The 21,991-nt window shown below is 69.1% G+C and carries 24 protein-coding genes; 5 read left to right on the forward strand and 19 right to left on the reverse strand.

All coding sequences use genetic code 11. The annotated features are described in order from the left end of the window. Positions 1-81 precede the first annotated feature (81 nt). A complete protein-coding gene (locus tag C1A15_RS10725) occupies positions 82-522 on the reverse strand; it encodes a hypothetical protein (RefSeq protein WP_101722561.1) in 441 nt (146 codons plus the stop codon). A 377-nt stretch (positions 523-899) separates the two neighbouring features. On the opposite strand from C1A15_RS10725, the gene rpsT reads away from it, so the two are divergent. Continuing rightward, a complete protein-coding gene (gene rpsT, locus C1A15_RS10730) occupies positions 900-1,412 on the forward strand; it encodes a 30S ribosomal protein S20 (RefSeq protein ID WP_101722562.1) in 513 nt (170 codons plus the stop codon). Positions 1,413-1,599: 187 nt separating this feature from the next. Here the strand turns inward: rpsT and holA are convergent, their stop codons facing one another. From holA to C1A15_RS10795, 13 genes are all read right to left on the reverse strand, one after another. Beyond that, entirely contained in the window at positions 1,600-2,577 is a 978-nt protein-coding gene (gene holA, locus C1A15_RS10735; protein WP_101722563.1) for a DNA polymerase III subunit delta, read from the reverse strand. A gap of 9 nt (positions 2,578-2,586) precedes the next feature. Continuing rightward, positions 2,587-4,791, reverse strand: a complete 2,205-nt coding sequence (locus C1A15_RS10740; protein WP_101722564.1) for a ComEC/Rec2 family competence protein — start codon at positions 4,789-4,791, stop codon at positions 2,587-2,589. Beyond that, the gene (locus tag C1A15_RS10745) at positions 4,779-5,453 is read right to left on the reverse strand and encodes a ComEA family DNA-binding protein (protein ID WP_101722565.1); all 675 of its coding nucleotides are present in this window, start codon (positions 5,451-5,453) and stop codon (positions 4,779-4,781) included. The genes C1A15_RS10740 and C1A15_RS10745 overlap by 13 nt, the downstream gene beginning before the upstream one ends. A gap of 628 nt (positions 5,454-6,081) precedes the next feature. Beyond that, positions 6,082-7,299 (reverse strand): tRNA uracil 4-sulfurtransferase ThiI, encoded by a 1,218-nt coding sequence (gene thiI, locus C1A15_RS10750; RefSeq protein WP_101722566.1) that lies wholly within the window; start codon positions 7,297-7,299, stop codon positions 6,082-6,084. A 98-nt stretch (positions 7,300-7,397) separates the two neighbouring features. After that, positions 7,398-7,658, reverse strand: a complete 261-nt coding sequence (locus C1A15_RS10755) for a DNA-directed RNA polymerase subunit omega (RefSeq protein ID WP_101722567.1) — start codon at positions 7,656-7,658, stop codon at positions 7,398-7,400. Between the two features lie 7 nt (positions 7,659-7,665). Further along, positions 7,666-8,238, reverse strand: coding sequence for a guanylate kinase (gmk, locus tag C1A15_RS10760; RefSeq protein ID WP_101722568.1), 573 nt, complete (start codon positions 8,236-8,238; stop codon positions 7,666-7,668). A 7-nt stretch (positions 8,239-8,245) separates the two neighbouring features. Continuing rightward, a complete protein-coding gene (mihF, locus tag C1A15_RS10765; protein WP_101722569.1) occupies positions 8,246-8,554 on the reverse strand; it encodes an integration host factor, actinobacterial type in 309 nt (102 codons plus the stop codon). 194 nt (positions 8,555-8,748) lie between these two features. Further along, the gene (pyrF, locus tag C1A15_RS10770; RefSeq protein WP_101722570.1) at positions 8,749-9,474 is read right to left on the reverse strand and encodes an orotidine-5'-phosphate decarboxylase; all 726 of its coding nucleotides are present in this window, start codon (positions 9,472-9,474) and stop codon (positions 8,749-8,751) included. Then, positions 9,468-10,421 carry a dihydroorotate dehydrogenase gene (locus tag C1A15_RS10775; RefSeq protein ID WP_101722571.1) on the reverse strand — a complete coding sequence of 318 codons (954 nt, stop codon included), beginning with the start codon at positions 10,419-10,421 and terminating at the stop codon, positions 9,468-9,470. Before C1A15_RS10775 ends, pyrF begins: the two co-directional genes overlap by 7 nt. Then, entirely contained in the window at positions 10,422-11,228 is an 807-nt protein-coding gene (locus tag C1A15_RS10780; RefSeq protein ID WP_101722572.1) for a dihydroorotate dehydrogenase electron transfer subunit, read from the reverse strand. It lies immediately after the preceding gene. Between the two features lie 180 nt (positions 11,229-11,408). Next, positions 11,409-12,056 (reverse strand): phosphatase PAP2 family protein, encoded by a 648-nt coding sequence (locus C1A15_RS10785; protein WP_101722573.1) that lies wholly within the window; start codon positions 12,054-12,056, stop codon positions 11,409-11,411. Positions 12,057-12,198: 142 nt separating this feature from the next. Continuing rightward, on the reverse strand, positions 12,199-12,816 hold the full coding sequence (locus tag C1A15_RS10790) for a helix-turn-helix domain-containing protein (protein WP_101722574.1): 618 nt from the start codon (positions 12,814-12,816) through the stop codon (positions 12,199-12,201). 67 nt (positions 12,817-12,883) lie between these two features. Then, positions 12,884-13,744, reverse strand: coding sequence for a class I SAM-dependent methyltransferase (locus C1A15_RS10795; RefSeq protein ID WP_219618193.1), 861 nt, complete (start codon positions 13,742-13,744; stop codon positions 12,884-12,886). 104 nt (positions 13,745-13,848) lie between these two features. Between C1A15_RS10795 and C1A15_RS10800 the strand changes: the two genes are divergently transcribed. Genes C1A15_RS10800 through C1A15_RS10810 form a run of 3 tightly spaced genes read left to right on the forward strand, consistent with a single transcriptional unit; the run spans position 13,849 to position 15,475 of the window. Beyond that, the gene (locus tag C1A15_RS10800) at positions 13,849-14,334 is read left to right on the forward strand and encodes a hypothetical protein (RefSeq protein ID WP_101722575.1); all 486 of its coding nucleotides are present in this window, start codon (positions 13,849-13,851) and stop codon (positions 14,332-14,334) included. A gap of 9 nt (positions 14,335-14,343) precedes the next feature. Next, positions 14,344-15,207, forward strand: a complete 864-nt coding sequence (locus tag C1A15_RS17135; protein ID WP_101722576.1) for a DUF3267 domain-containing protein — start codon at positions 14,344-14,346, stop codon at positions 15,205-15,207. After that, positions 15,128-15,475 carry a VOC family protein gene (locus tag C1A15_RS10810; protein ID WP_245865090.1) on the forward strand — a complete coding sequence of 116 codons (348 nt, stop codon included), beginning with the start codon at positions 15,128-15,130 and terminating at the stop codon, positions 15,473-15,475. Before C1A15_RS17135 ends, C1A15_RS10810 begins: the two co-directional genes overlap by 80 nt. Here the strand turns inward: C1A15_RS10810 and C1A15_RS10815 are convergent. Further along, complete coding sequence (locus C1A15_RS10815) at positions 15,459-16,043, reverse strand: GNAT family N-acetyltransferase (protein ID WP_180953074.1); 585 nt, start codon at positions 16,041-16,043, stop codon at positions 15,459-15,461. The two genes, C1A15_RS10810 and C1A15_RS10815, sit on opposite strands and share 17 nt — an antisense overlap. Before the next feature lie 119 nt (positions 16,044-16,162). Between C1A15_RS10815 and C1A15_RS17025 the strand changes: the two genes are divergently transcribed. Beyond that, positions 16,163-16,381 (forward strand): hypothetical protein, encoded by a 219-nt coding sequence (locus C1A15_RS17025; RefSeq protein WP_180953075.1) that lies wholly within the window; start codon positions 16,163-16,165, stop codon positions 16,379-16,381. 7 nt (positions 16,382-16,388) lie between these two features. Here the strand turns inward: C1A15_RS17025 and C1A15_RS10820 are convergent, their stop codons facing one another. From C1A15_RS10820 to carA, 4 genes are all read right to left on the reverse strand, one after another. Continuing rightward, entirely contained in the window at positions 16,389-16,697 is a 309-nt protein-coding gene (locus C1A15_RS10820; RefSeq protein WP_180953076.1) for a HepT-like ribonuclease domain-containing protein, read from the reverse strand. 40 nt (positions 16,698-16,737) lie between these two features. After that, on the reverse strand, positions 16,738-17,040 hold the full coding sequence (locus tag C1A15_RS10825; protein ID WP_101722580.1) for a nucleotidyltransferase family protein: 303 nt from the start codon (positions 17,038-17,040) through the stop codon (positions 16,738-16,740). Between the two features lie 136 nt (positions 17,041-17,176). After that, positions 17,177-20,413, reverse strand: coding sequence for a carbamoyl-phosphate synthase large subunit (gene carB, locus C1A15_RS10830; protein ID WP_101722581.1), 3,237 nt, complete (start codon positions 20,411-20,413; stop codon positions 17,177-17,179). Beyond that, positions 20,413-21,894 (reverse strand): glutamine-hydrolyzing carbamoyl-phosphate synthase small subunit, encoded by a 1,482-nt coding sequence (gene carA / locus C1A15_RS10835; RefSeq protein WP_245865002.1) that lies wholly within the window; start codon positions 21,892-21,894, stop codon positions 20,413-20,415. Before carA ends, carB begins: the two co-directional genes overlap by 1 nt. Positions 21,895-21,991: the final 97 nt, after the last annotated feature.

The following is a 21,991-nucleotide window of genomic DNA, read 5'->3' on the forward strand; positions in this document are numbered from 1 at the left end:
GCGCGCTCGCAGGCGTGCGGGCGCTTCGGGGAAACGGAGCCTATTCTACCTCATTCGCGTGCGGCGCAGGGGGTTTTCGCACTACAGTTCCACGACGGCCTCCGCGTCGCTTGCCGAATCGACCCGCACGAGCCGCGCCCGGGCCGCGTCGCCGTCGTCCACGCAGAGCGCCCACAGGCCGTCGTCGAGCTCGACGACGGCCTCTCCCCCGCTCAGGGAGACCGTCTTCTCCTGGAGGGGCACGAAGCGCGCGCCGTCCTCGGACGTGAACAGGGGCTCGGCCACCGCGACGGCGCTCGCGCCGGAGGCTTTCACGCGCACCCGGGTCCCGCTCTGCGCGGTCCCAGCCGGATCCTCCGCGCGCTCGTAGGAGGGCTTCTCCTCGGAATGGCACGTCGCGCAGGCCTCGTTCCGGTCGATCACCTGGTGCTGCGACGCGTCGGAGCACCCGGCGAGCGCCGTTGCGGCGACGAGGGGCAGCGCGAGGGCGCGGATCGGCGAGCGGAGGGCGACATGGGGCATGGCAAGCTCCTTTTCCCAGGTTGATGGAGAATCGCGCACGATTTTCCATTTGTGCGTGAAAAAGCGGTCAACGTTTGCTATTCTATCGCATTGTGTATCCGGCACGTACGTTCGCGCGATGGTTTCATCGCCGATCTGCAGACGTGGCTGCGCTTTAAGATTCGTAGTGTCGGTGACCGATTGGTCCGCGAAACAGAGAAATCCCGCCTGTTTCACCATGCATCGAAGGCCGTCCGCCTGCGCGGGCGCGCCGCGCCCCTCGGGGCCCGCATGCGAGGCCGTCGTCACCGTGCCACCGCATCTCGAAACCGCAGCGCGCTTGCGCCGCCGGAGACGCACGGTATTCGATAGGTTTTCATATTGGAGGAACATCACCCATGGCGAACATCAAAAGCCAGAAGAAGCGCATCATCACCAACGAGAAGTCCCGCATGCGCAACCGCGCGGTCAAGAGCGAGCTCAAGACCGCGACCCGTCGCGTGAAGGACGCCGTCGCCGCCGGCAACGGTGCCGAGGCCTACGCCGCCGCGTGCGCCGCATGCCGCCTCATGGACAAGGCCGCCTCGAAGGGCGTCATCCACAAGAACCAGGCCGCGAACCGCAAGAGCGGCATCATGGCTCTGGCCAACACGGTTGCCACCGACGCCGACCGCGCCGCGTACGTGGCGCCGGCCAAGAAGGAGCAGAAGACCGGCTCCAAGAAGGCCGAGCGCAAGGCTGCGCGCGTCGCCGAGATGGAAGCCGTTTCCAAGGAGAAGGCCAAGCGCCGCGAGAAGCAGCTCAAGGAAGAGGCCGCCGCTCAGAAGCGCAAGGCCAAGGAAGCCGAAGAGGCCGCCAAGGCCGAGGCTGCTGCCGCCGCCGAAGGCGCCGAGGAAGCTGCCGCCGAATAACGACGATGCATACGACGATCGCTCCGCGATCCGTCCGCATATCAAGAGCGAGAAGGCCCCGGATTTCCGGGGCCTTCTCGCGTTTCGGGACGCGCTGGACGCGCGGTCGTCGCCGGCCGAACCATACGCTGCTCGGTCCGATTCCGTGGGTTTCGGCCGACGACGGATCCGGAGGGGGTCGGCCGCCCTACCCCCGCGCGGTCACGTGCAGCACCCAGTCGAGGAAGGCGCTTCGAGGGTCGGCGCCGCTCTTCATGGCCCGCTCCGTGTCGCGCGATGCGATGATGGCGCGGCGCAGCTCGGCGGCGGTGAAGCCGCGCGCCCAGTTCACATGGTTCTTCACGCGCCAATCGGGCGCCTTGAGGGCGGCGGCCACGCCGCGGGGGTTGCCGCGGTCGGCCATGGAGCGCGCGCAGACGAGCTCGCGCAAGCGCGAGGTGCACATGGCGAGCAACGCATGGGGCGAAACCGAGTCCATGCGGCCCAGATACAGCAGGCACTTGCGCACGTCGCGCGCCGCGAAGGCGTCGACGAACTCCCAGGGCTTCACCTCGGCCGTGCGGCTGACCATCTCGACGATCTCGTGCTCGTTCACGGCATCGGTGCCGCGATGCGCGAGCGTGATCTTCTTGATCTCGCTGTCGAGGTGCACCGTGTCCTCGCCCACGAGGTCCACGAGCTTCATGGCCGCGCCCTCGGTGAGCGTGACGCCGTGGCCCACGGCCATCGAGCGCACCGTCTTGGGCAGCTCGTAGCGCTTGAGCGGCGTGCAGTCGATGACGGCCGTCTTGCCGTGCGCGGCCACCGCCTTGTACAAGCGCGTGTTCTTCGCCAGCTTCTCGGCGACGAGCGCGAGCACGGTGGTCTCGTTCGGCGCGGCGAGGTAGCTCACGAGCTGCTCGGCGTCGGCCTTCTTCAGCTTGTCGGCCGCGCGCACCTCGACGAGGCGCACGGGACTCGCGAACGGCACGGTGTTGCAGGCCGTGACGATGTCGCCGCCGAGCGCGGTCTCGCCGGTGAACTCGTCGGCGTTGAACGACAGGTCGCCCATCGCCGACAACCGAGCGCGCAGACGCTTCATCACGGTGTCGCGCTTGAGCGCGTCCTCGCCCACGACGAGGTAGACGGGCAGCAGCGGTGCTTCTTGTTTCTTTTGAGTAGCCATGCCCCCATTCTAGCGCAGCGTCCGGACGTCGATCCCATCGTCGGTCAATTTGCATGAAACATCTCCCTGCTCGTCGGTGCGGCAGATGCGCGCGCCCGCCGCGCCCAGCCGATCGAGCGTCTCGTCGGCGGGATGGCCGTAGCGGTTGCCCGCGCCCACGCTGACGAGCGCGATGCGCGGCGCGAGGACGGCCGCCTCCTCGTCGTCGAGTGCGTTCTTGGACCCGTGGTGCCCCACCTTGTAGAGGTCGACGGAGCCCACGAGGCCCGCGTCGATGAGCGCGCGCAGCTGGTCGCGCTCGGCGTCGCCGGTGAACAGCGCGCGCCACTCGGGCGCGCCGTCTCCGTCGAGGTCGGCGTCGGCGACGAGGCACACGCTGTCGGCGTTGCCGCCCTCGTCGACGAACCGCTCGGGCCACACCACCCGAAGGGCGAAGGCGCCCGCTTCGAGCACGTCGCCCTGCCGCAGGCCGATCACTCCCCCGTCGCCGGCGAGCGCGCGGGCGTCGGCGACGAGCCCCGCGCATGCCGCGCAGCCGCACGAGAGCGCATCCTGCGCCACGAGCACGCGCCGCACGTCCACGATGCCCGCGAGCGAGGCGAGCGAGCCCATGTGGTCGTCGTCGCCGTGGGTGATCACCACCGCGTCGAGGCGGTACACGCCGTGGCGGGCGAGCGCCTCGCGCAGCTTGCGGTCCTGGTTGCCTGTGTCGATGAGGACGGCCGCCCCGCGGCTGCGCACGACGAAGGCGTCGCCCTGGCCCACGTCGAGCATGACGATCTCGTCGCCCGCGAGGCGCGGCGCGACGACGATGGCGGCGATAAGGGCGCAAACAAGCGCGGTCGCCGCGCCGAACGCGAAGCGGCGGCTCGGGCGCGGCCAGGCGAGCCAGAGCGCCGCCGCGCAGAGTGCCGACGCCGCGAGCGCGGCGACGGGCGGCACGGCTGCGGGCACGCTGGCGTAGGGGATTCCCGCAAGCGCCCGCACGACGGCGGTGAGCGCGCCCGCGCCTGCCGAGGCGAGCCCTATCAGAGCCGGCGCCGCCGGAGGGAGGGCGACGGCGCCGAGCACCGCCGCGAGCCCTCCCGCGCAGACGAGCGGGAACAGCGGCGCGGCCGCCACGTTGGCGAGCGGCGCCACGAGGGGCAGCTGCGAGAACAGCGACGCGGCGAGCGGCGTGGCCGCGAGGCTCGAGGCGGCCGTCAGCGCGAGCGCCTCGCGCGCGAGGCGGGGCACGCGCGGCAGGCAGCGCGCGATCCATCCCTGGCAGAGCCCGGCGAACAGCACGATGCCGAGCGTCGAGAGCGCCGACAGGGCGAACGAGACCGACAGCGCCGTGGTCGGACCCGAGGCGATGCAGCCGACCATGCACACAGCGAGCGCGCTGAGCGCCGCCGGACGGCGGCGCGCCGCGAACGCGAACATGCCGGCGAAGGCCATGACGGCGGCGCGCACGGCCGAGGGCGGGGCGGCCGCCAGCACGAGGAAGAACAGCAGAAGCGCGGCCTGCAACGCGATCCCCGCGCGGCGGGAAACGCGCAGGGCCCGCAGCAGCGCCGAGGCGCACCCGGCGACGATGGACAGGTGGGCGCCCGACACCGCCACGAGATGGGCGAGGCCGCTGGCCTGGTACGCGGCGTACGCGTCGCCTTCCTCGAGCCCGCCGCGCCATCCGCACACGAGCGCCGCGAGCACGGCCCCGCCGTCGCCGCACCCCTCTTCGGCGATGAGGTCGATAGCCCGGTTCCGCAGCCCTGCGAGCATGCCGAGCACATCGCCGCGCTCGCAGGGCTCCACCTCGCGCGCGGTCCCTTCGAGCACCGCTCCCTGCCGCCAGCAGTACGCCGCCGACGTCCCCGAAGGCGCGGAGAGCGCGACGTCGGCCTCGAACACGTCGCCGTAGCGCGGGGGCGGCGCCTCCCCATCGAAGCGCAACCGCACGAGCGCCGCCCCGATGCCGGGCAGGTCGACGCGCGCGAAGCACGTCGCGCCGTAGAGGCCTTCCGAGCCGTCCGCCGCCGCTTCGAAGCGCCATCGCCCCGATGCGCCGTCGCCCTGCAGCTGCGCCTCGTGCTGCATCGCCGCGCATCCGCCCGCGCAGGCGACGCCGAGCGACGCGCCCAAAAGCGCCGCCCAGACGAGCGGCGCCGGCAGCCGCCACAGCGCCAACGCGCAGGCGATGCTCGCAAGGGCGCACCCGCTCACCCCACGCATACGAGATCGGCCAGATCGGCGAACTTCTTGTCCCCGATGCCGGAAACGCGCTTGAGATCCTCCACCGTGCGGAAGGGGCCGTTCGCCTCGCGGTCGGCCACGATCTTCTCCGCCGTCGACGGCCCCACGCCCGGCAGCGCGTCGAGCTCCGAGGCCGTGGCCCGGTTGAGGTTCACCTTCCCTCCGACCGAGGACGCGCCCTCCCCGCCGTCTGACGCGCCCGCAGCCGATCCCGCCGCAGCGGCGCCCGCCTCCTCCTGCGTCGGCACGACGATCTGCTCGCCGTCGACAAGCACCCGCGCAAGGTTGAGCCCGTCGCGCGCCGCGCCCTCGGCGAACCCGCCCGCCTCGTCGATCGCATCCTGCACGCGCGACCCCTCGTCGAGCTCGCGCACGCCCGGATCGGCGACCGCGCCGCCGACGTGCACGACGATCGTCGGCGCAGGCGCGGGAGCCTCCTCTTCCGCATCGTCCTCGGTCGAAAGCGCGCCCTCCTCGCGTGCGAGCGAGAACCCGTCCGCCGTCCCCGCCTTGATGAGCGCACCGCCCGCCGCGACGAGCACGATCGCCGCGAGCGCCGTCACGCCCACGAGCACCGGCAAGCGCACGCCGCTCAAATGCGCCTTCGCCCGCCACGATTCCGCCTGGTCCACGAATCCCATGCCGCCCCCTCGTATCGCCGTTGCCGCCTCGTCCTTCCGCACCCGCCCTTTTATGATAGCGAGCCGGTCTCACGCGGCGATGGCGCAGATCCAGCGAAACGAGCCCCGTTTTCCAGCGCGCCTTCCACGCGTTTCCAGCGCCGATTCCATGCGCCGTCGATGGCGATCCGACGCGGTTTCCACGCGCCGTGCCGACGGATCTCCCGCGAATGCGACGCCGCGGCGAGCCCCGCATCATCCCTGCCGAATCACCTGCTGCGTACCGCAGAAACAGAACGGATGTTTCATGTGAAACATCCGGGCCGACAAGGGCTTCGCTCCGGCATTCCGCCGCAGCGGGCTTCCGCTTCGCATGAAAGCCGGGAGCGAAACGCCGCCTCTCCCCGGTGCCCGCCCGGCCGCGAAGCTGCGGCGTCGTCCTTGTGCCTCGTGCCCGTCGGAGCGCTGGACGAACGCAAACGGCGGGGAACGGCCGACGGCGAAAGGAGTTCTTGCATCCGGCCGCATGCGCCTGAGAGATTACCCGAACAGGTGTTTCACGTGAAACATCCGGAGCGGGACGCGAAAAGGCGGCGCCCCGAGGAATACCCGGGGCGCCGCGCTCGCGAATGCATGATGTCCGAAACGCTTACGAGGCGCGCTTCTTCTTCGGCTTGTAGGCAGGGCACGCGTAATCGCGCACCTCGGCCGCGTCGGCGATCTCGACCACCCATCGCTCGATGGGCAGCGGAGATTCGGCCTCGAGCACGTCCGGCAGCTTCGCGTGCGTCTCGGGGCTGCGCGGCATGAACAGCGTGCAGCAGTCGGGCGCGTCCTGCGACGAGATCTCGAAGGAGCCCAGGCGCTCGGCCTCCGCGATGATCTCCAGCTTGTCGGTGCCGATGAGCGGCCGGAAGACGGGCATGTCCACCGCCGCGTCGGTGCACCGGATGTTGTCGAGCGTCTGCGAGGCCACCTGCCCCAGGCTCTCGCCCGTCACGAGCGCCCCGGCGCGCTCGCGCCGCCCCAGCTCCTCGGCCACCTTGAACATGAGGCGGCGGTACATGATGACGCGCAGCTCGGGCGGCACGGTCAGCGCGATCTCGCGCTGGTAGTCGCCGAACGGCACCGTGTAGACGCGCGCGATGCAACCCGTGCGCTCCAGCACCTGCGCGATGTCGTCAACGAGGTACTCGCTGGCGTCGGAGGTCTGCGGACGGCCCGAGAAGTGCACGCCGATGCACACCGCGCCGCGCCGTGCGAGCTTCCAGGTGGCCACCGGCGAATCGATGCCCGACGACAGCAGGCACATCACGATCCCCGAGCTGCCCACCGGCAGGCCGCCCACGCCCGGCAGCGAGCGCGCGTACACGTAGGCCGCGTTCTGCACCACCTCGACGCCCACGGTCAGGTCGGGCCTCTTCATTTTCACGGCCTTGTCCGGATACGCCGCGCACAGCGCCGAGCCGATGATCTGGTTCATGTCCATCGAACCCGTGGCGAAATCGGTGTGGTTGCGCCGCGCCGCCACCTTGAACGTGTCGAACGGGCCTGCCTCGCCCATGGCGGCGAGCGCCGCCTCCGTCATGGCGTCGAGGTCGCGCTCGCACTTGAACCCGCACGACACGCGCGCCACGCCCGGGACCTTGCCGATGACGTCGGCCGCCTCCTTCGCCGTCTCCCAATCGGTGCCCTCGCGCAAGAACACGCACAGACGGCCCGCGATGCGGTGGATCGTGACCACGGGGAACCGGCCCAGCAGCGCCTCGAGGTTCTTGAGCAGCCTCATCTCGAACGCGGAGCGGTTGTGGCCCTTGAGCCCGATCTCGTGGTAGTGGACCAGGCAGATGCGTTGGAATTCAGTCATGGACGACCTTGTCTTTCAGGGTGCGGACACAGCAAAGCCGCGCCGGGGTTCCCAGCGCGGCTGAATGACGCGATTCCGGCCGATCGGCGAGATACGGCCTAGTGGTAGTTGACGTCGATGGAATTCGGATCGTACGACACCTCGCCGCGAGCGACCTCGTTGAAGGCGAGCGACAGCGGCTTCTTGTCGGCGGCGCGGGCGATCTCGACCGCCGTCTGCAGCTGGATGGCGCGATCGCGCTGGCCGCGCATCATGTCGTTGATGTCGTGCGCGCGCTTCGAAGCGAGAGCGCACAGCAGGAAGCGGTCGTTGTCGGTCTCGTTCAGCAGGACGTCGATCTTCGGTTCGATAATGCTCATATGCGTGTTAACCTCGTATTTTCTCGGCTTGCTCGTTGACGTAGCCCACCAACGCGTTGACGGCTTCGTCCAAATCGTCGTTTACCAGCCGTATATCATACTCCATTTTGCGGGAAAGCTCCACCCGCGCCGTTTCCATGCGAGTCGCGACGGCCTCGTCGCTCTCGGTCCCGCGTCCGCGCAGACGCGCTTCGAGCACGTCGAGCGAAGGCGGTTCGATGAACACGAGGTGCGCCGCCGGAAACTTGTCGCGCACCTGGAACCCTCCCTGCACGTCGATCTCCAGGATGACCTGATCGCCGCGCGCGATGTGCTCCTCGACGGTGGCGCGGGGCGTGCCGTAACGGTTCCCCCCGTACGTCGCCCACTCCAGCAGGCCGTCGCTCGCGACGAGCTGCTGGAATTCCTCGGGAGACGCGAAGCGGTAGTGGACGCCGTCCACCTCGCCCTCGCGCGGCTTGCGGGTGGTCACCGACATAGACACCCATGCATCGGGGACCTCCTGCACAAGTCGGGCCACCAGCGTGCCCTTGCCGGCACCCGATGGCCCTGAGATGACGAACAGATTGCCGTGGCGCATGGAGCGATTAGCCCAAGCGCTCCAGCAGGGCGGTCTGCTGGCGCTCGCCCAAACCGCGCAGGCGGCGGCTCTCGGCGATCTGGAGCTCCTTCATGATCTTCTCAGCCTTGGCCTTGCCGTAGCCGGGAAGCGTCTCGATGAGGGTGGAAACCTTCATGCGGCCCACAACCGGGTCGTTCTTCATTCCAAGAACCTTCTCGAGCGTGAGCTTGCCGGACTTCAGATCGTCGCGAACCTCGGCGCGCTTGATGCGGGCCGCCTTCGCCTTTTCCAAAGCCGCCTGACGCTCTTCAGGGCTGAGTTGAGGAATAGCCATCGTGTTCTCTCCTTCTGTTCCAAAAGCGATTCCGTGATACTATCACGCATTCGCCCACTTCACCTTGTCTTTTACCACAAATCCCAAAAATTTCAGCGCGCGGTCACACATTCTAGAAGCTGAAGCGCCCTTTGTCGATAGTCCGTCGCCTAACCGTCATTTTACCTGACCGGACGCGCAGTGCGCCGAAACGCCTACAACTCCGCCACGATGGCCGCGAACGCCGCCGCCGGATCGGGCGCCTGCGTGATGGGCCGGCCGATGACGATGTGCGACGCGCCGTTCTCGAACGCCTGCGCTGGCGTGGCCACGCGGCTCTGGTCGCCGCGATCGCTGCCCGCAGGGCGCACGCCCGGCGTGACGATGTAGGCGTCGGGCCCCAGGATGTCGCGCAGGCGCGCGGCCTCCTGCGGCGAGGCGACCACGCCCGAGATGCCCGCGCGCTTCGCCTGCTCGGCCAGCACGACCACCTGGTCGGCCATGGCGCGGCTCACGCCCGTCTCGGCCAACGCTGCGTCGTTCATGCTGGTGAGCACCGTGATGCCGAGAGTTGCCGGCACGTCGTGGCCGTACTCGGCCGCCGCGCGCTCCGCGCCCTTCTGGGCCGCCGCCATCATGTCGACGCCGCCCACCGTGTGCATGGTCAGCATGTCGGCCCCGCTGCCGGCGGCGGCGTACGCGGCGCCCTCCACCTGGTGCGGGATGTCGTGGAACTTAAGGTCGAGGAACACCTTGAAGCCGCGTTCCTTGAGCGCGTACACGATGGCCGGGCCGTTCGCGTAGAACAGCGTCATGCCCACCTTCATCCACGTCGCCTTGCCTTGCAGCTGGTCCGCGAGGTCGAAGGCCTCCTCGATGCCGCAGTCGAGCGCCACGATCACGCGGTCGCGCGCGGGCACCCCTTCGAACGAACTCACCATTCCAAAGCTCCTATCAGTTGCCGCACGTCGTCGATGCCGTGCCTTTCGCAATACTGCGCTATTCCGTCGATGATTTCAACCGTGGCGTGCGGATTCACGAAATTCGCGGTGCCGACGGCCACCGCCGTGGCTCCGGCCAGCATGAACTCCACCGCGTCGGTTGCGCACGAGATGCCGCCCATGCCCAAGATGGGCACGTCGACAGCCTGATGGACCTCCCACACCATGCGCAGCGCCACGGGTTTGACGGCGGGGCCCGACAGCCCGCCCACGCCGCGCGCGAGCTGCGGGCGGCGGCGCTCGGCGTCGATGGCCATGCCCAGAAGCGTGTTGATGAGCGACAGCGCGTCGGCGCCGGCGGCGACTGCGGCGCGCGCGATCTCGGCGACGTCGGTGACGTTGGGGGTGAGCTTCACGATGAGCGGCCGCTTCGTGGCGGCGCGGCAGCGCGCCACCACGGCCTCCACGCTGTCCGCGCACGTGCCGATGGTCATGCCGCCCGCATCCACGTTCGGGCACGAGATGTTCACCTCGTAGGCGTCCACCGGCGCGTCCTCGAGCGCCTCGATCACCTGCACGTACTCGTCGAAGCTGTGGCCCGACACGTTCACGATGACCGTCGCGTCGCGCTCCTCGAGCCACGGCAGGTCGCATTCCTTCAGGTGCGCGACGCCGGGGTTCTGCAGCCCGATGGAGTTGAGCATGCCCGAGGGCGTCTCGGCGATGCGGGGGCTGGCGTTGCCCTCCCAGCCGGCGAGCGACACGCCCTTCGTCGTGACGGCGCCCAGACTGGCCACGTCCACGAAGTCGCCGTACTCGCGCCCGGCGGCGAACGTGCCCGACGCCACGGTCACGGGGTTCTTCATCTTGAGGCCGCCCAGATTCACGGCCATCTTGACGCTGGTGGGCGCCGTCGTGAGCGGCAGCGCGTTCTCGATCCCGGCCATCTACCACACCACCTTCCGCGCATCGAACACGGGGCCGTCGACGCACGCCCGCTGCTTGCCGTCCACCGTGTCCACCACGCATGACAGGCAGGCTCCGACGCCGCATGCCATGCGCTTCTCGAGGGACACCTCGCAGGGCACGCCCGCCTCGGCCGCCATGCCGGCGACGATCTTCATGAGGGGCTCCGGGCCGCATACGGCCAGGTAGTCGTACGGCTCGCCCGCCGCATCCGCCTCGGCGAGCGCCTCGGCGACGAGCGAGGTGCAGAAGCCCTCGCGGCCGAAGCTGCCGTCGTCGGTGGCGCAGCGCGGCGGAGACTCGAGCAGGGCCTCGTAGCGCGCGCGGCACGTGAGGGCGCCCTCGGTCTGCGCGCCCAGCACGACGTCCGTGCGCACGCCGGCCCCCACGAGCGATTCGGCCAGCATGAACAGCGGCGCCGCGCCCACGCCGCCGCCCACAAGGAGCGCGCGGCGCGCGTCGGGCGCCGGCTGCCACGTGCGGCCCACTGGCCCGACGAGCTCGACGTCGCCGGCCAGCGGCCCGTCGGCAGCCAGCGCCGTCATGTGCGCGCTTCCGAAACCGACCGCCTGGTAGAGGATCTCGAGCGTTCCCGCGCGGGCGTCGCGCGCGTACACCGAGAACGGGCGGCGCAGGATGTGCGCCTCCATGCCCGGCACCTTCATGTGCACGAACTGCCCCGGCTCGATGGACGCCGCGATGGCGGGCGCCTCGAGCGTCATGAGGTAGAGGTTCGGGCCCACGCACGCGTTATCCCGCATGCGCGCCCGTTCGTTGACGAGTGCCACGTTCCTGCCTTTCACTCCTCGCCGCCGCCCTCGCGAGCGGCGCCGCGCGTTTTCGTCTCTCGGCCGTCGATTGTATCATCTGCGCGCGGGACGCACGGCTGACAAGCCAAAATGCAAGGAATGTGCACGCCAGGGGCGCGGATGCGCCCGCTGGCGCGGCGGAAGGCGCGAACGGCGAGGCTACCGCCGGCGGCGCACGGGAGCGCAGGCGTGGCGAGGACGCGCGGCTCGACGCTCCTCGCACCAGCGGAACGCAAGCGATACGAGCAGCCACGCCGCGACGGCCGCGAGCGCGCCCACGAGGAAGCCGGCCAGCACGTCGGAGGGATAGTGCGCCACGAGGTAGCAGCGCGCCGCGCCCATGACCAGCATGACGAGCGAGCCGCCCAGCACCGTCTTCCAGGTTCGGCATGCCAGCATGAGCGCCACCATCGCCGCCGAGGCCGCGGTCATGTGCCCGGAGGGGAACGAGAACCCGTCCTCGGGCGCGGCGCCGGCGAAGCGCCACCAGTCGAGAAAGAGCGTGGACGACTCGAACGGCCGCGGCCGCGCAACGAGGTCCTTGAGCACGATGTTGGTGGCGAGCGCACCCAGGCAGATGGCGACGAACATGACCGCCCCTGCACGTCGCGTGCGCTTGAACGCCATGAGCACGAGGGCCAGCGCGAAGAAGCACGCGCCCTTCTCGCCCACGAAGCTCACCGCCTCGAACAGCGGCGTGAGCGCGAAGCCCCCGCATTCTGCGAGCGCGTGCAGCGCCCCCAAGATCGTCGTATCGAACGCGGCGAACGCATCGTTCAGCCACGCGGCCATCAGGGTCGTTTCCATCGAGCCGTCCTTTCGTCTCACGGATGTCGCGGGGTCCTTGCGGGCCCCGCCGAGCCTCCATGAAACGATGCGCGCCGCCCGGCGGCAAGCCACGATGCGTCGCGCGGGCGACACGGTGCGTGCCTCCGCCGACGACCAGGGATTACGAGCGCAGGATACGGTAGCCGACGACGGCCTTCGCCAGAAACAGCGCGAACGCGAGCGTGGTTGCGTAGGGCTGCATGGTGGAAACGAACAGATCGACGGCGACCGCTTGCACCGTGAACCCGACGAGGCCGACGACGCGCGCCGCACGGCGCGGACCCGCGACGGCCAGCGCGACCTCCACCGCGCCCACGAGCACGAGCGAGACGATGGCCGCCGCCATGACGGCGAACGACACGCCGAAATCCACGGATACGCCGTACTCGACCAGGTTCGCCATGCGCACGAACGAGCCGTCGTCCACGCCGTACAGCGGCAGGAACGCGAACACGACGGCCATCATGTCGAGCAGGCCGAACGACAGCATGCCGCCGCTGCGCGCCGACGAGCGGCGCTCGTCGCGGGCGAGCACGATGAGGTCGTCGGTGGACAGGAGATCGTCCACCGACACGTCGAACAGGCGCGCGACTGCCTGCAGCGAGTCGAGGTTGGGCGAGCCGCCGCCCGTCTCCCACTTCGACACGGCCGTGCGCGACACGTACAGCTTGGCGGCAAGCTGTTCCTGGGTCAGGCCGCGCTCGGTGCGCAGCGCTTTCAGCTTCTCTCCGAAATCCACAGGACGCGCCCCCTTTCAGGCTCCCAAGATGGCGGAGCCGCGGCGCTCCGGCAAGACACGTTTCGTGTCATCGCCCATCCTCGCTGGTCGCAGACTTGCGAGCGACCGCGCAGATCGTCGGGCTCGCGTCGTCGAAGGGCGCGCCCGCCGCGTCGCCGACCAGCTCCGCCACCTCGAAACCGGCCGCCTCGAGCTCTGCCGAGAGCGTCGCGGGCGTGAAGTACGTGTTCCACAGATGATAGGTCGTCGCGCCTTCGGGCGCGATCACCGCGATCTGCTCGAGCGACACGGCGTCGGAGAAGCGGACGCATCGCTGCACCTCGAGGTGCGGGCCCGGGTTCCAGAACCCGCCTGCAGGGTGCTCCTCCCACGTCGTGCGCTCCTCGAAGACCTCGAGCTTGCGCTGCGAGAACACGTCGAGCACGAGCGCGCCGCCCGGCCGCAAACGCTCGCGGACACGGCGCAGCGCGACGCGGCGCTCGTCGGTCGACAGCGCGCCGTAGTCGCAGTAGATCATGACGGCGATGTCGAAGGTCCCGTCCAGATCGAGCTCAAGGTAATTCCGGCATCGGTAGTCGATGGCGAGGCCCTGCTCGTCCGCGGAGCCCCGCGCATGGCCGAGCGAGCGCGGCGAGAGGTCGACGCCCGTCACCGCGTAGCCCGCGCGCGCGAAGCGCTCGGCGTACAGCCCGGGCCCGCAGCCCAGGTCGAGCAAGCGCGGATGCGTCGCCGGAGGCGCCGTGGCGCGTATCCAGTCGACGGAGCGGTCCATGAACGCGAAGCTGCGGCTGGCACCCTCGAACGCGGAATCGAGATGCGCCGCCAGCATGCCGCGCGAGATATGCTCGTCGTCCCAGAACGCCGCGCCGGTACGTTCGTACAGCTCGGGCGTTCTCATCAGCTCGTGCAGGTCCTCGTACAGCGTCACGGGCGCTCCTTCTTCGGCGGTTGCATCGACGTTCGTCGTGCCATTCTATCATCTGGTATCATGCTGCCCCTGAGAGCATGACGCACCGCGACCGAAGGAGTTCCGTGGAGAAGCTGCCGCCTATCGAGAAAGTGTACGAGGCCCTGAGCGCCGTCGCCGACGGCCGCGTGACGCTGCGCCCCGACGAGCGGCAGGCGACCGTCGCCTCGTCGAACGGCGCGAAGACCTACACGGTCGCCTGGAGCGAGGACGGCTCGACGTACTCCTCGAACGACAACGCCACGTACTGGCAGGGCTATGCGGGCTACCCCGTCATCGCCGTGCTCATGGAGCAAGGCCGCCTGCCGCTCGACCGCGCCGTGGCCGACGGGTTCGCGCAGGTGAACTGGACCGAGCTCAACGAGCGCTGCCGACGCGACTACGCTGCCGCCGTGCGCGCCGTCGTCGACGAGCGCGGCCTCGACGCCGTCCGGGCACAGGCTGCGGCGCAAGCCGCCTACGACGCCCTCGCCGGGCTCGATCTTTCCGTCAAGCGCGGATCGGCCAAGCCGCCGAAGTCCCCCAAGTCCCCGAAACCCCCGAAGGCGTAAGGAGGCGGCATGGCCGACCAGGAGCGCAAGCTGACGAAAGCCGAGCTGGCCCGCAAGGAAGCGTTCGAGCGGGCGAAGGCCGATTTCGAGGCGCAAGGGTTCCGCACGCAGCCGCTGACCCTCAGCGTGGTGTCGGCCAACGTCCAGGCCCTCGTGCTGGGGCTCCCCCTCGCCGTCGTGCTGGGCGCGGGGTTCTTCCTGCTGCATCCGACCCTCAGCTTCTCGTTCGACCTCGTCGGCACGCTGCTCGTGCTGGCCGCGTTCTTCGCGCTCGTCGTGCTCCACGAGCTCATCCACGGCATCGCGTGGAGCGCATGCGCGAAGGGCGGATGGAAATCGGTCTCGTTCGGCGTGATCTGGCAGTACCTGACGCCGTACTGCACGTGCGACGAGCCCCTGTCGAAGCGCGCCTACGTCGTGGACGCGCTCGCTCCCACCGTGGTGCTGGGCCCGCTCCTCGTGATCGCGGCGTACGCGAGCGGATCCGCGGCAGTGCTGGCCGTCGGGCTGCTCATGATCCTCGAGGAGGGGGCGGCTTGGTCATCGCGCTCAAGATGCTGCGCTTCAAGCCCGGCAGCGAGGTGCGCTTCCCCGACCACCCTTTCGAATGCGGCCTCGCGGCGTTCGTTCGGTGACGATCCTGCCACAACCCTGAAAACTCCGCTGCGCCGCGGCGCGCGCCCGCGAGCATGGAGGGCGTCGCAACCGCTTGAAAGGAGCTTTCATCATGGGATTCTCATTGTTCATCAACTTCGACGGGAACTGCCGCCAGGCCGTCGACTTCTACGCGCACGTGTTCGATTCGGAAGTGCAAGGGCTCATGACGTTCAGCGAGATGCCGCCCGACCCAACCTATGTCGTCTCCGAGGATGATCGCGACAAGATCATGTACTGCAGCATGATGATCGGCGGCACGAACGTCATGTTCAGCGACGTGCCGAGCGGCATGCCGTTCACGCAGGGAAACAACATCAGCCCCGTGGTGAGCCTGAAGAAGGACGCCGACGTGAGCCGCGCCTTCGACCGGCTCAAAGCGGGCGGAACGGTGGACATGGAACTGCAGACGACGTTCTGGAGCCCGTTGTACGGCATGGTGACCGACCGCTTCGGCGTGCCCTGGCAGCTCATGATCGACGAGTGAGGTCGCGCACGTACCTGACCTCGCACACGGCGCTTCCGCCTACCTCGACCTCGGCGACATCGCCGTTCGGCGCGAACCCGCGGCGCTCGTAGAAGGCACGGGCGCCGCGGTTCTCCTCGAGCACCCAGAGGTAAGCGCGCTCGAATCCCTCGGCCGCCAGCGCATCGAGCGCGGCGTCCAGCAAACGCGACCCGAGGCCGCATCCTCCGCGTTCGGGCAGCACGTACAGCGACACGATCTCGCCCCATCCCGCAAGCGCCCCATCGCGCGACGGCCCGTACGTGCACACGCCCGCCACCTCGCCGCCCGCACACGCCACCCAGGTGCAATCCGCGTGGTCCTCGAGCGACGCGGCCCATGCGCTCGGCGACAGCGCATCGAGGTACTCCTGCTCTACGATGCCCGCATACGCCTCCCGCCACGTGCTCACGTACACCTGCGCCACCGCCGCCCTGTCGTCGTGAGGTGCGAGCCTGCGCACCTCGACGTCTTCCCGCATGCGATTCCCGGCCCACGAGACGAGCGCCTCCAGAGAGGGCTCAAGGGCTCGGCCTGCTTCCGTTTCCACGGTCTCCCCTTTCGATGCTCGCTTCCAGGGCACGGAATTGTACGTGCTTTCCGCGACTGCCCCCAGCCGGCGACAATCATAGCATCCGCGCAGGATCGACACAGGGAGAGGTGACGGGAATGAAAGCGCCCGCTGCTCACCTGGAGCTGCCGGGCGGCCCGTCCGCGTACGTCTTCGCGGCGGACGCGTACCGGTTCGACGGCTACGCGCGCTACGCCGCCTTGGACTTCGACGAGCGCGAGAAAGCGCGCGTGCGCGCCGAGCGCATCCCCGGGAATGCACGGCGGCGCGGGCCATGGGCTCAGAGCCGTGCCGCCGAAGCGGATGGCGCGTCGTAGAAACGCATCACGCGGACTCGGCTTCCAGGATAGCTCGGATACGATCGGCAAACACGCCCAAATCTCGAAAAATCGCTTCCGCAATGTATTCGAAGCTGACGCCCTCGTAGTTATGCACAAGGCGATGGCGCATGCCGCTCACGTAGCTCCACTCGCCATCAGGGTGGGCGTCTTTGAATTCCCGCGAGAGCGCGTGTGTCTGTTCGCCGATCTCGGCCAACGGCATCGAAAGCATCCACTGCGTGTCGCGGTCTTCGAGCACGCGATCCTCGGTGATCTCGTTGCGACGAACGCAATCGTCGATCTGCGCAGCCACTTCGAGAATTCGCGCGAGCTTCCTTCGGTCGCCTCCGCGATCACAGGGCAACCCCCTCTTCTTCGATCGCCTGCAGCAAAGGACTGCCCTCTTGTATCTCACGACGTTCGTACACGTCTACGCGCTTGCCGGACGCCTCGTGAAGCTCCTCGGCGATCGCAAACACCGATCTCGCCTGAAAACCGTCACCGCCGTAGACGACCATATCGATGTCGGACTCGGGGGTCGCCGTACCTCGAGCGTACGACCCGAACACCACGGCTTTATCTACACGGTGCCTGTCGATGATGGGCCGCACGATGCCCGAAAGACCATCGAGGCTGAGAATATCGGTATCGGACACGAGCGCACCTCCTTGACGAGCAGTATAGGCTCATTCTACCTTATCCACCGAACCGTTGCCAAAAACGGCACCTCGCCCCCGCAAGAGAACGAGGTGCCGCACGAAGGTCGATCGCAGCGCAACACCCAACGCCCCTCTACCCCACGGGCTCCCACTGCGGGAGGTCCTGGAGAGCCACGGCCGTGAGGCCGCCGAGGCGGGCCATCTCCATGCCGGCCACCATGGCCTGGGCGCCGGCGAGGTTCGTGACGTGGGTCACCCCGTGCTTCACGGCCTCGAGGCGCAGCTCGTATCCGTCGGAGCGCGTGGCGTGGCCGAACGGCGTGTTGATCATGAGCGAGACGTCACCCGCGGCGATCATGTCGCGCACGTTGTCCTCGCCCTCGTGGATCTTCTTGACCTGCTCGCACTCGACGCCAGCCGCCCGCAGCGCACGTGCCGTGCCGCCCGTTGCCACGATGCGGAAGCCCAAACGCGCGATGTCGCGGGCGATGGGCACGATGGCGCGCTTGTCGCGGTCGCACACGCTGATGAACACCGTGCCGCCCTCGGGCAGCGCGTAGCTGATGGCCAGCTGGGTCTTCGCGAACGCCGCCGGGAAGTTGCGGGCGATGCCCATGACCTCGCCGGTCGACTTCATCTCGGGGCCGAGCACCGTGTCGGCGCCGGGGAAGCGGCCGAAGGGCATGACGGCCTCCTTCACGCTGAAGTGCTCGAGCCGACGGTCGTCTGCGGGCAGGCCCAAGTCGGCCAGCTTCTCCCCCGCCATGATACGCGCGGCCGCCTTCGCCAGCGGAACGCCCGTGGCCTTCGAGGCGAAAGGCACCGTGCGGCTGGCGCGCGGGTTCGCCTCGATGATGTAGACGACCTGGTCTTTGATGGCGAACTGGATGTTGATGAGCCCCACCACGCCCAGGCGCAGCGCCAAGCGGCGCGCGATGGCGCGCAGACGGTCCTGCACGGCCTCGGACAGCGCGAACGGCGGCGTGCAGCAGGCCGAGTCGCCCGAGTGGATGCCGGCCATCTCGATGTGCTCGAGCACGCCGCCCACATATACTTGCTCGCCATCGCACAGCGCATCGAGGTCCACCTCCACCGCGCCTTCGAGGAAGCGGTCGAGGTACACCGGGTGGTCGGGCGAGATCTTCGCGGCCTCCGCCAGGTGCTTCTCCAGCTGGGCGCCGTCGTAGACGATGCCCATGCCGCGCCCGCCCAGCACGTAGCTGGGGCGCACGAGCAGCGGGAAGCCGATCCGATCGGCCACGACGCACGCCTCTTGGTACGTGGAGGCCATGCCGGCGGCGGGGTAGGTTACGCCCAGCTCGTCGAGGATGGCGGCGAAGCGATCGCGATCCTCGGCCAGGTCGATGGCCTCGGGCGAGGTTCCCATGATGGGCACGCCGGCCTCCGCCAGGGCGTTTGCCAGCTTGAGCGGCGTCTGCCCGCCGAGGGTGACGACCACGCCGTCGGGCTGCTCGACGTCCACGACGTCCATGACGTCCTCGAACGTGAGCGGCTCGAAGTACAGCTTGTCGGACGTGTCGTAGTCGGTGGACACCGTCTCGGGGTTGCAGTTCACCATGATGGTCTCGAAACCCGCCTCGGCGAGCGCGTAGCTCGCGTGCACGCAGCAGTAGTCGAACTCGATGCCCTGGCCGATGCGGTTCGGCCCAGCACCCAGGATCATGGCGCGCCGCCGCGTCTTCGGCGCGACCTCCGTCTCGTCCGCGTCGTAGGTCTTGTAGTGGTAGGCCGTCGCGCTGGGGAACTCGGCTGCGCAGGTGTCCACGGTCTTGAACGCCGGCACCACGTGGAGCAGCTTGCGGCACGTGCGCACGGTGAGCTCGTCGGATCCCGTGAGGTGGGCGATCTGCGCGTCTGATAGGCCCATGCGCTTGAGCAGGCGGAACGCGTCGGCGTCGAGCTCGTCGAGCGCCATGCCGCGCAGGTTCTCCTGCACGGCGACGATGTCGGCCATGCGCGCGACGAAGAAGGGGTCCACGCGGCTGACCGCGCTCGCGCGCTTCACCGTCCAGCCGCGGCGCAGCGCCTCGGCGAGGTAGAAGACGCGTTCGGCCGTGGGACGCGCCACGAGGTCCTCGAGCTCCTCGTCGCTCGCGGCGGCTTCGAGCCCCTTGCCGTCGCCGCCCAGGCCCGCGCGGCCGTTCTCGAGCGAGCGCATTGCCTTGCCGAGCGCCTCCTCGAACGTTCGGCCGATGGCCATGACCTCGCCCACGGCCTTCATGCGCGTGGACAGCGTGTCGTCGGTGCCCTGGAACTTCTCGAACGCGAAGCGCGGCACCTTCACCACGCAGTAGTCGATGGACGGCTCGAAGCAGGCGGGCGTGGCCTTCGTGATGTCGTTCACGATCTCGTCGAGCGTGTAGCCCACGGCCAGCTTCGCCGCCGCCTTCGCGATGGGGAACCCGGTGGCCTTCGACGCGAGCGCCGATGAGCGCGACACGCGGGGGTTCATCTCGATCACGATCATGCGCCCGTCGTCGGGGTTGACGGCGAACTGCACGTTGGAGCCGCCCGTCTCCACGCCGATCTTCTCCAGGATGGCGAGCGACGCCGCGCGCATGCGCTGGTACTCCACGTCGGAGAGCGTCTGCGCGGGCGCCACCGTGATGGAGTCGCCCGTATGCACGCCCATGGCATCGAAGTTCTCGATGGAGCACACGATGATGCCGTTGCCGGCGCGGTCGCGCATGACCTCCATCTCGTACTCCTTCCAGCCCTCGATGCTCTCCTCGACGAGCACCTCGCCGGCCGGCGACAGCTCCAAGCCCTGGCCCACGATCTCCATGAGCTCGCGCGCATCGTGCGCGATGCCGCCGCCCGCGCCGCCCAGCGTGAACGAGGGGCGCAGCACCACGGGGTAGCCGAGCTCGGCCACGATGGCCTCGGCATCGGCCAGCGAGTAGGCGTAGCCGCTTCGAGCCGTCTCGATGCCCAAGCTCTCCATGCAGTCGTTGAAGAGCTTCCGGTCCTCGCCGCGCTCGATGGCCTCGAGGTCGCAGCCGATCATCTCCACGCCGTACCTGTCCAGGATGCCGGCGCGCGCGAGCTCGACGGCCGTGTTGAGGCCGGTCTGGCCGCCCAGCGTGGGCAGCAGCGCGTCGGGGCGCTCCTTCGCGATGACCTGCTCGACGAACTCGACGGTGATGGGCTCGACGTAGGTGCGGTCGGCCAGCCCCGGGTCGGTCATGATGGTGGCGGGGTTGCTGTTCACGAGCACCACGCGGTAGCCGCACGTCTTGAGCACCTTGCACGCCTGCGCGCCCGAGTAGTCGAACTCGCACGCCTGCCCGATGACGATGGGGCCGCTGCCGATGACGAGGATGGTGTCGATGTCGGTGCGCTTAGGCATTAGTCTTCCTCTCCTGATTGAAGGCTTCCCGTGGCGGGCTCAGCGCCATTCAGAACCTGCCGCCGTTCGCACACGGCCTCAAGGCCGCTTAGCTCGTCGGCCGCAGAACCTTCAAGGCGCTGAGATCCGTCACGAAAACCCTGCTTCCCTGTTCCCGCAAACGACCAGCCGGCCAGGCGGTCCTCGGCGATGTCGATGTCGAGGTAGTCGGCGCGGCCCTCCATCAACCGGGCGAACGCCGTGAACAGATAGTGGGCGTCGGTGGGGCCCGGCGAGGCCTCGGGATGGTACTGCACGGAGAACGCGGGGACGTCGAGGAACGCGACGCCCTCGGCCGTGCCGTCGTTGAGGTTCACGTGCGTGAGCTGGATGCGCCCGAAGCGCGCGTTCTCGACGACGGGGGCGACGCCGCGGCGCGCCCAGCAGCGCAGGTCGTCCTCGTGCGCGGCGACGCCGTCCGACAGCTCCGGCACGAGCGCGCCGAGGCTGGGGAACACGAGGCCGAAGCCGTGGTTCTGCGCGGTGATCTCCACGCGGCGCGTGCGCAGGTTCATGACGGGGTGGTTGCCGCCGCGGTGGCCGAACTTGAGCTTCTCGATGTCCGCGCCCGCCGCCTTGGCGATCATCTGGTGCCCCAGGCAGATGCCGAACACGGGCACCTTGCCCAAAAGCTGCTCCACCTGGGCGAACGTGCCCTCGACAGCTTCGGGGTCGCCCGGGCCGTTCGACAGGAACACGCCGTCGGGACGCATCGCCAGCACGTCGGCGGCCGGGGCGTCCCACGGCACGCAGGTCACGTCGCAGCCGGCGCGCACGAGGTTCTCGAGGATGGAGCGCTTCGCGCCGCAGTCGTAGGCCGCAACCTTGAACCGCGGCTCGGGCGGCGCGGCGAGCGCGAACGCCTGGGAGGCCGGCAGCCGGTCGGCCGCGAAGCGGTACGGACGCGGGCACGACACCGCGGCCGCGAGGTTCTGCCCGACGATGGACGCGCTCCCGCGCACCTTGGCGAGGAGGCTGGCCTCGTCGACGTCGACGGTGGACAGCACGGCGCGCTGCGCGCCGCGGTCGCGCACGTGGCGCACGAGCGCGCGGGTGTCAACGCCCTCGACGGCCACCACGCCGTGCGCGCGCAGGTAGTCGGGCAGGCTCTGCGCGCTGCGCCAGTTCGACGGCGTCGTGCACATATCGCGCACGACGAGCCCGCGCAAGGCGGGCTCGTCGGACTGCGCGTCGTCCCCGTTCACGCCGTAGTTGCCGATCTGAGGGTAGGTCATCGTGACGATCTGGCCCGCGTACGACGGGTCGGAGATCACCTCGAGGTAGCCCTCGAGCGACGTGTTGAAGCATATCTCTCCGAACACCTCCCCCGCCGCCGCGCACGACGTGCCGCGGAACACGGCACCGTCCTCGAGCACGAGGGCCGCCGGTGCCCCGGCGGGCTTCGACGTTCCCTTCATCAGCCGCTTCGATATCTCGCTCAAGCTTCCATCCTTCCGTGTGTGCAGCGCGCGCGTATAAAAAAGCACCCCGTCCCTCGACGGAGTGCTGGAAAATGCGGAAAGGTGCGCTGCGTGCCTT

This window comes from Eggerthella timonensis (assembly GCF_900184265.1).
Lineage (GTDB): Bacteria > Actinomycetota > Coriobacteriia > Coriobacteriales > Eggerthellaceae > Eggerthella > Eggerthella timonensis.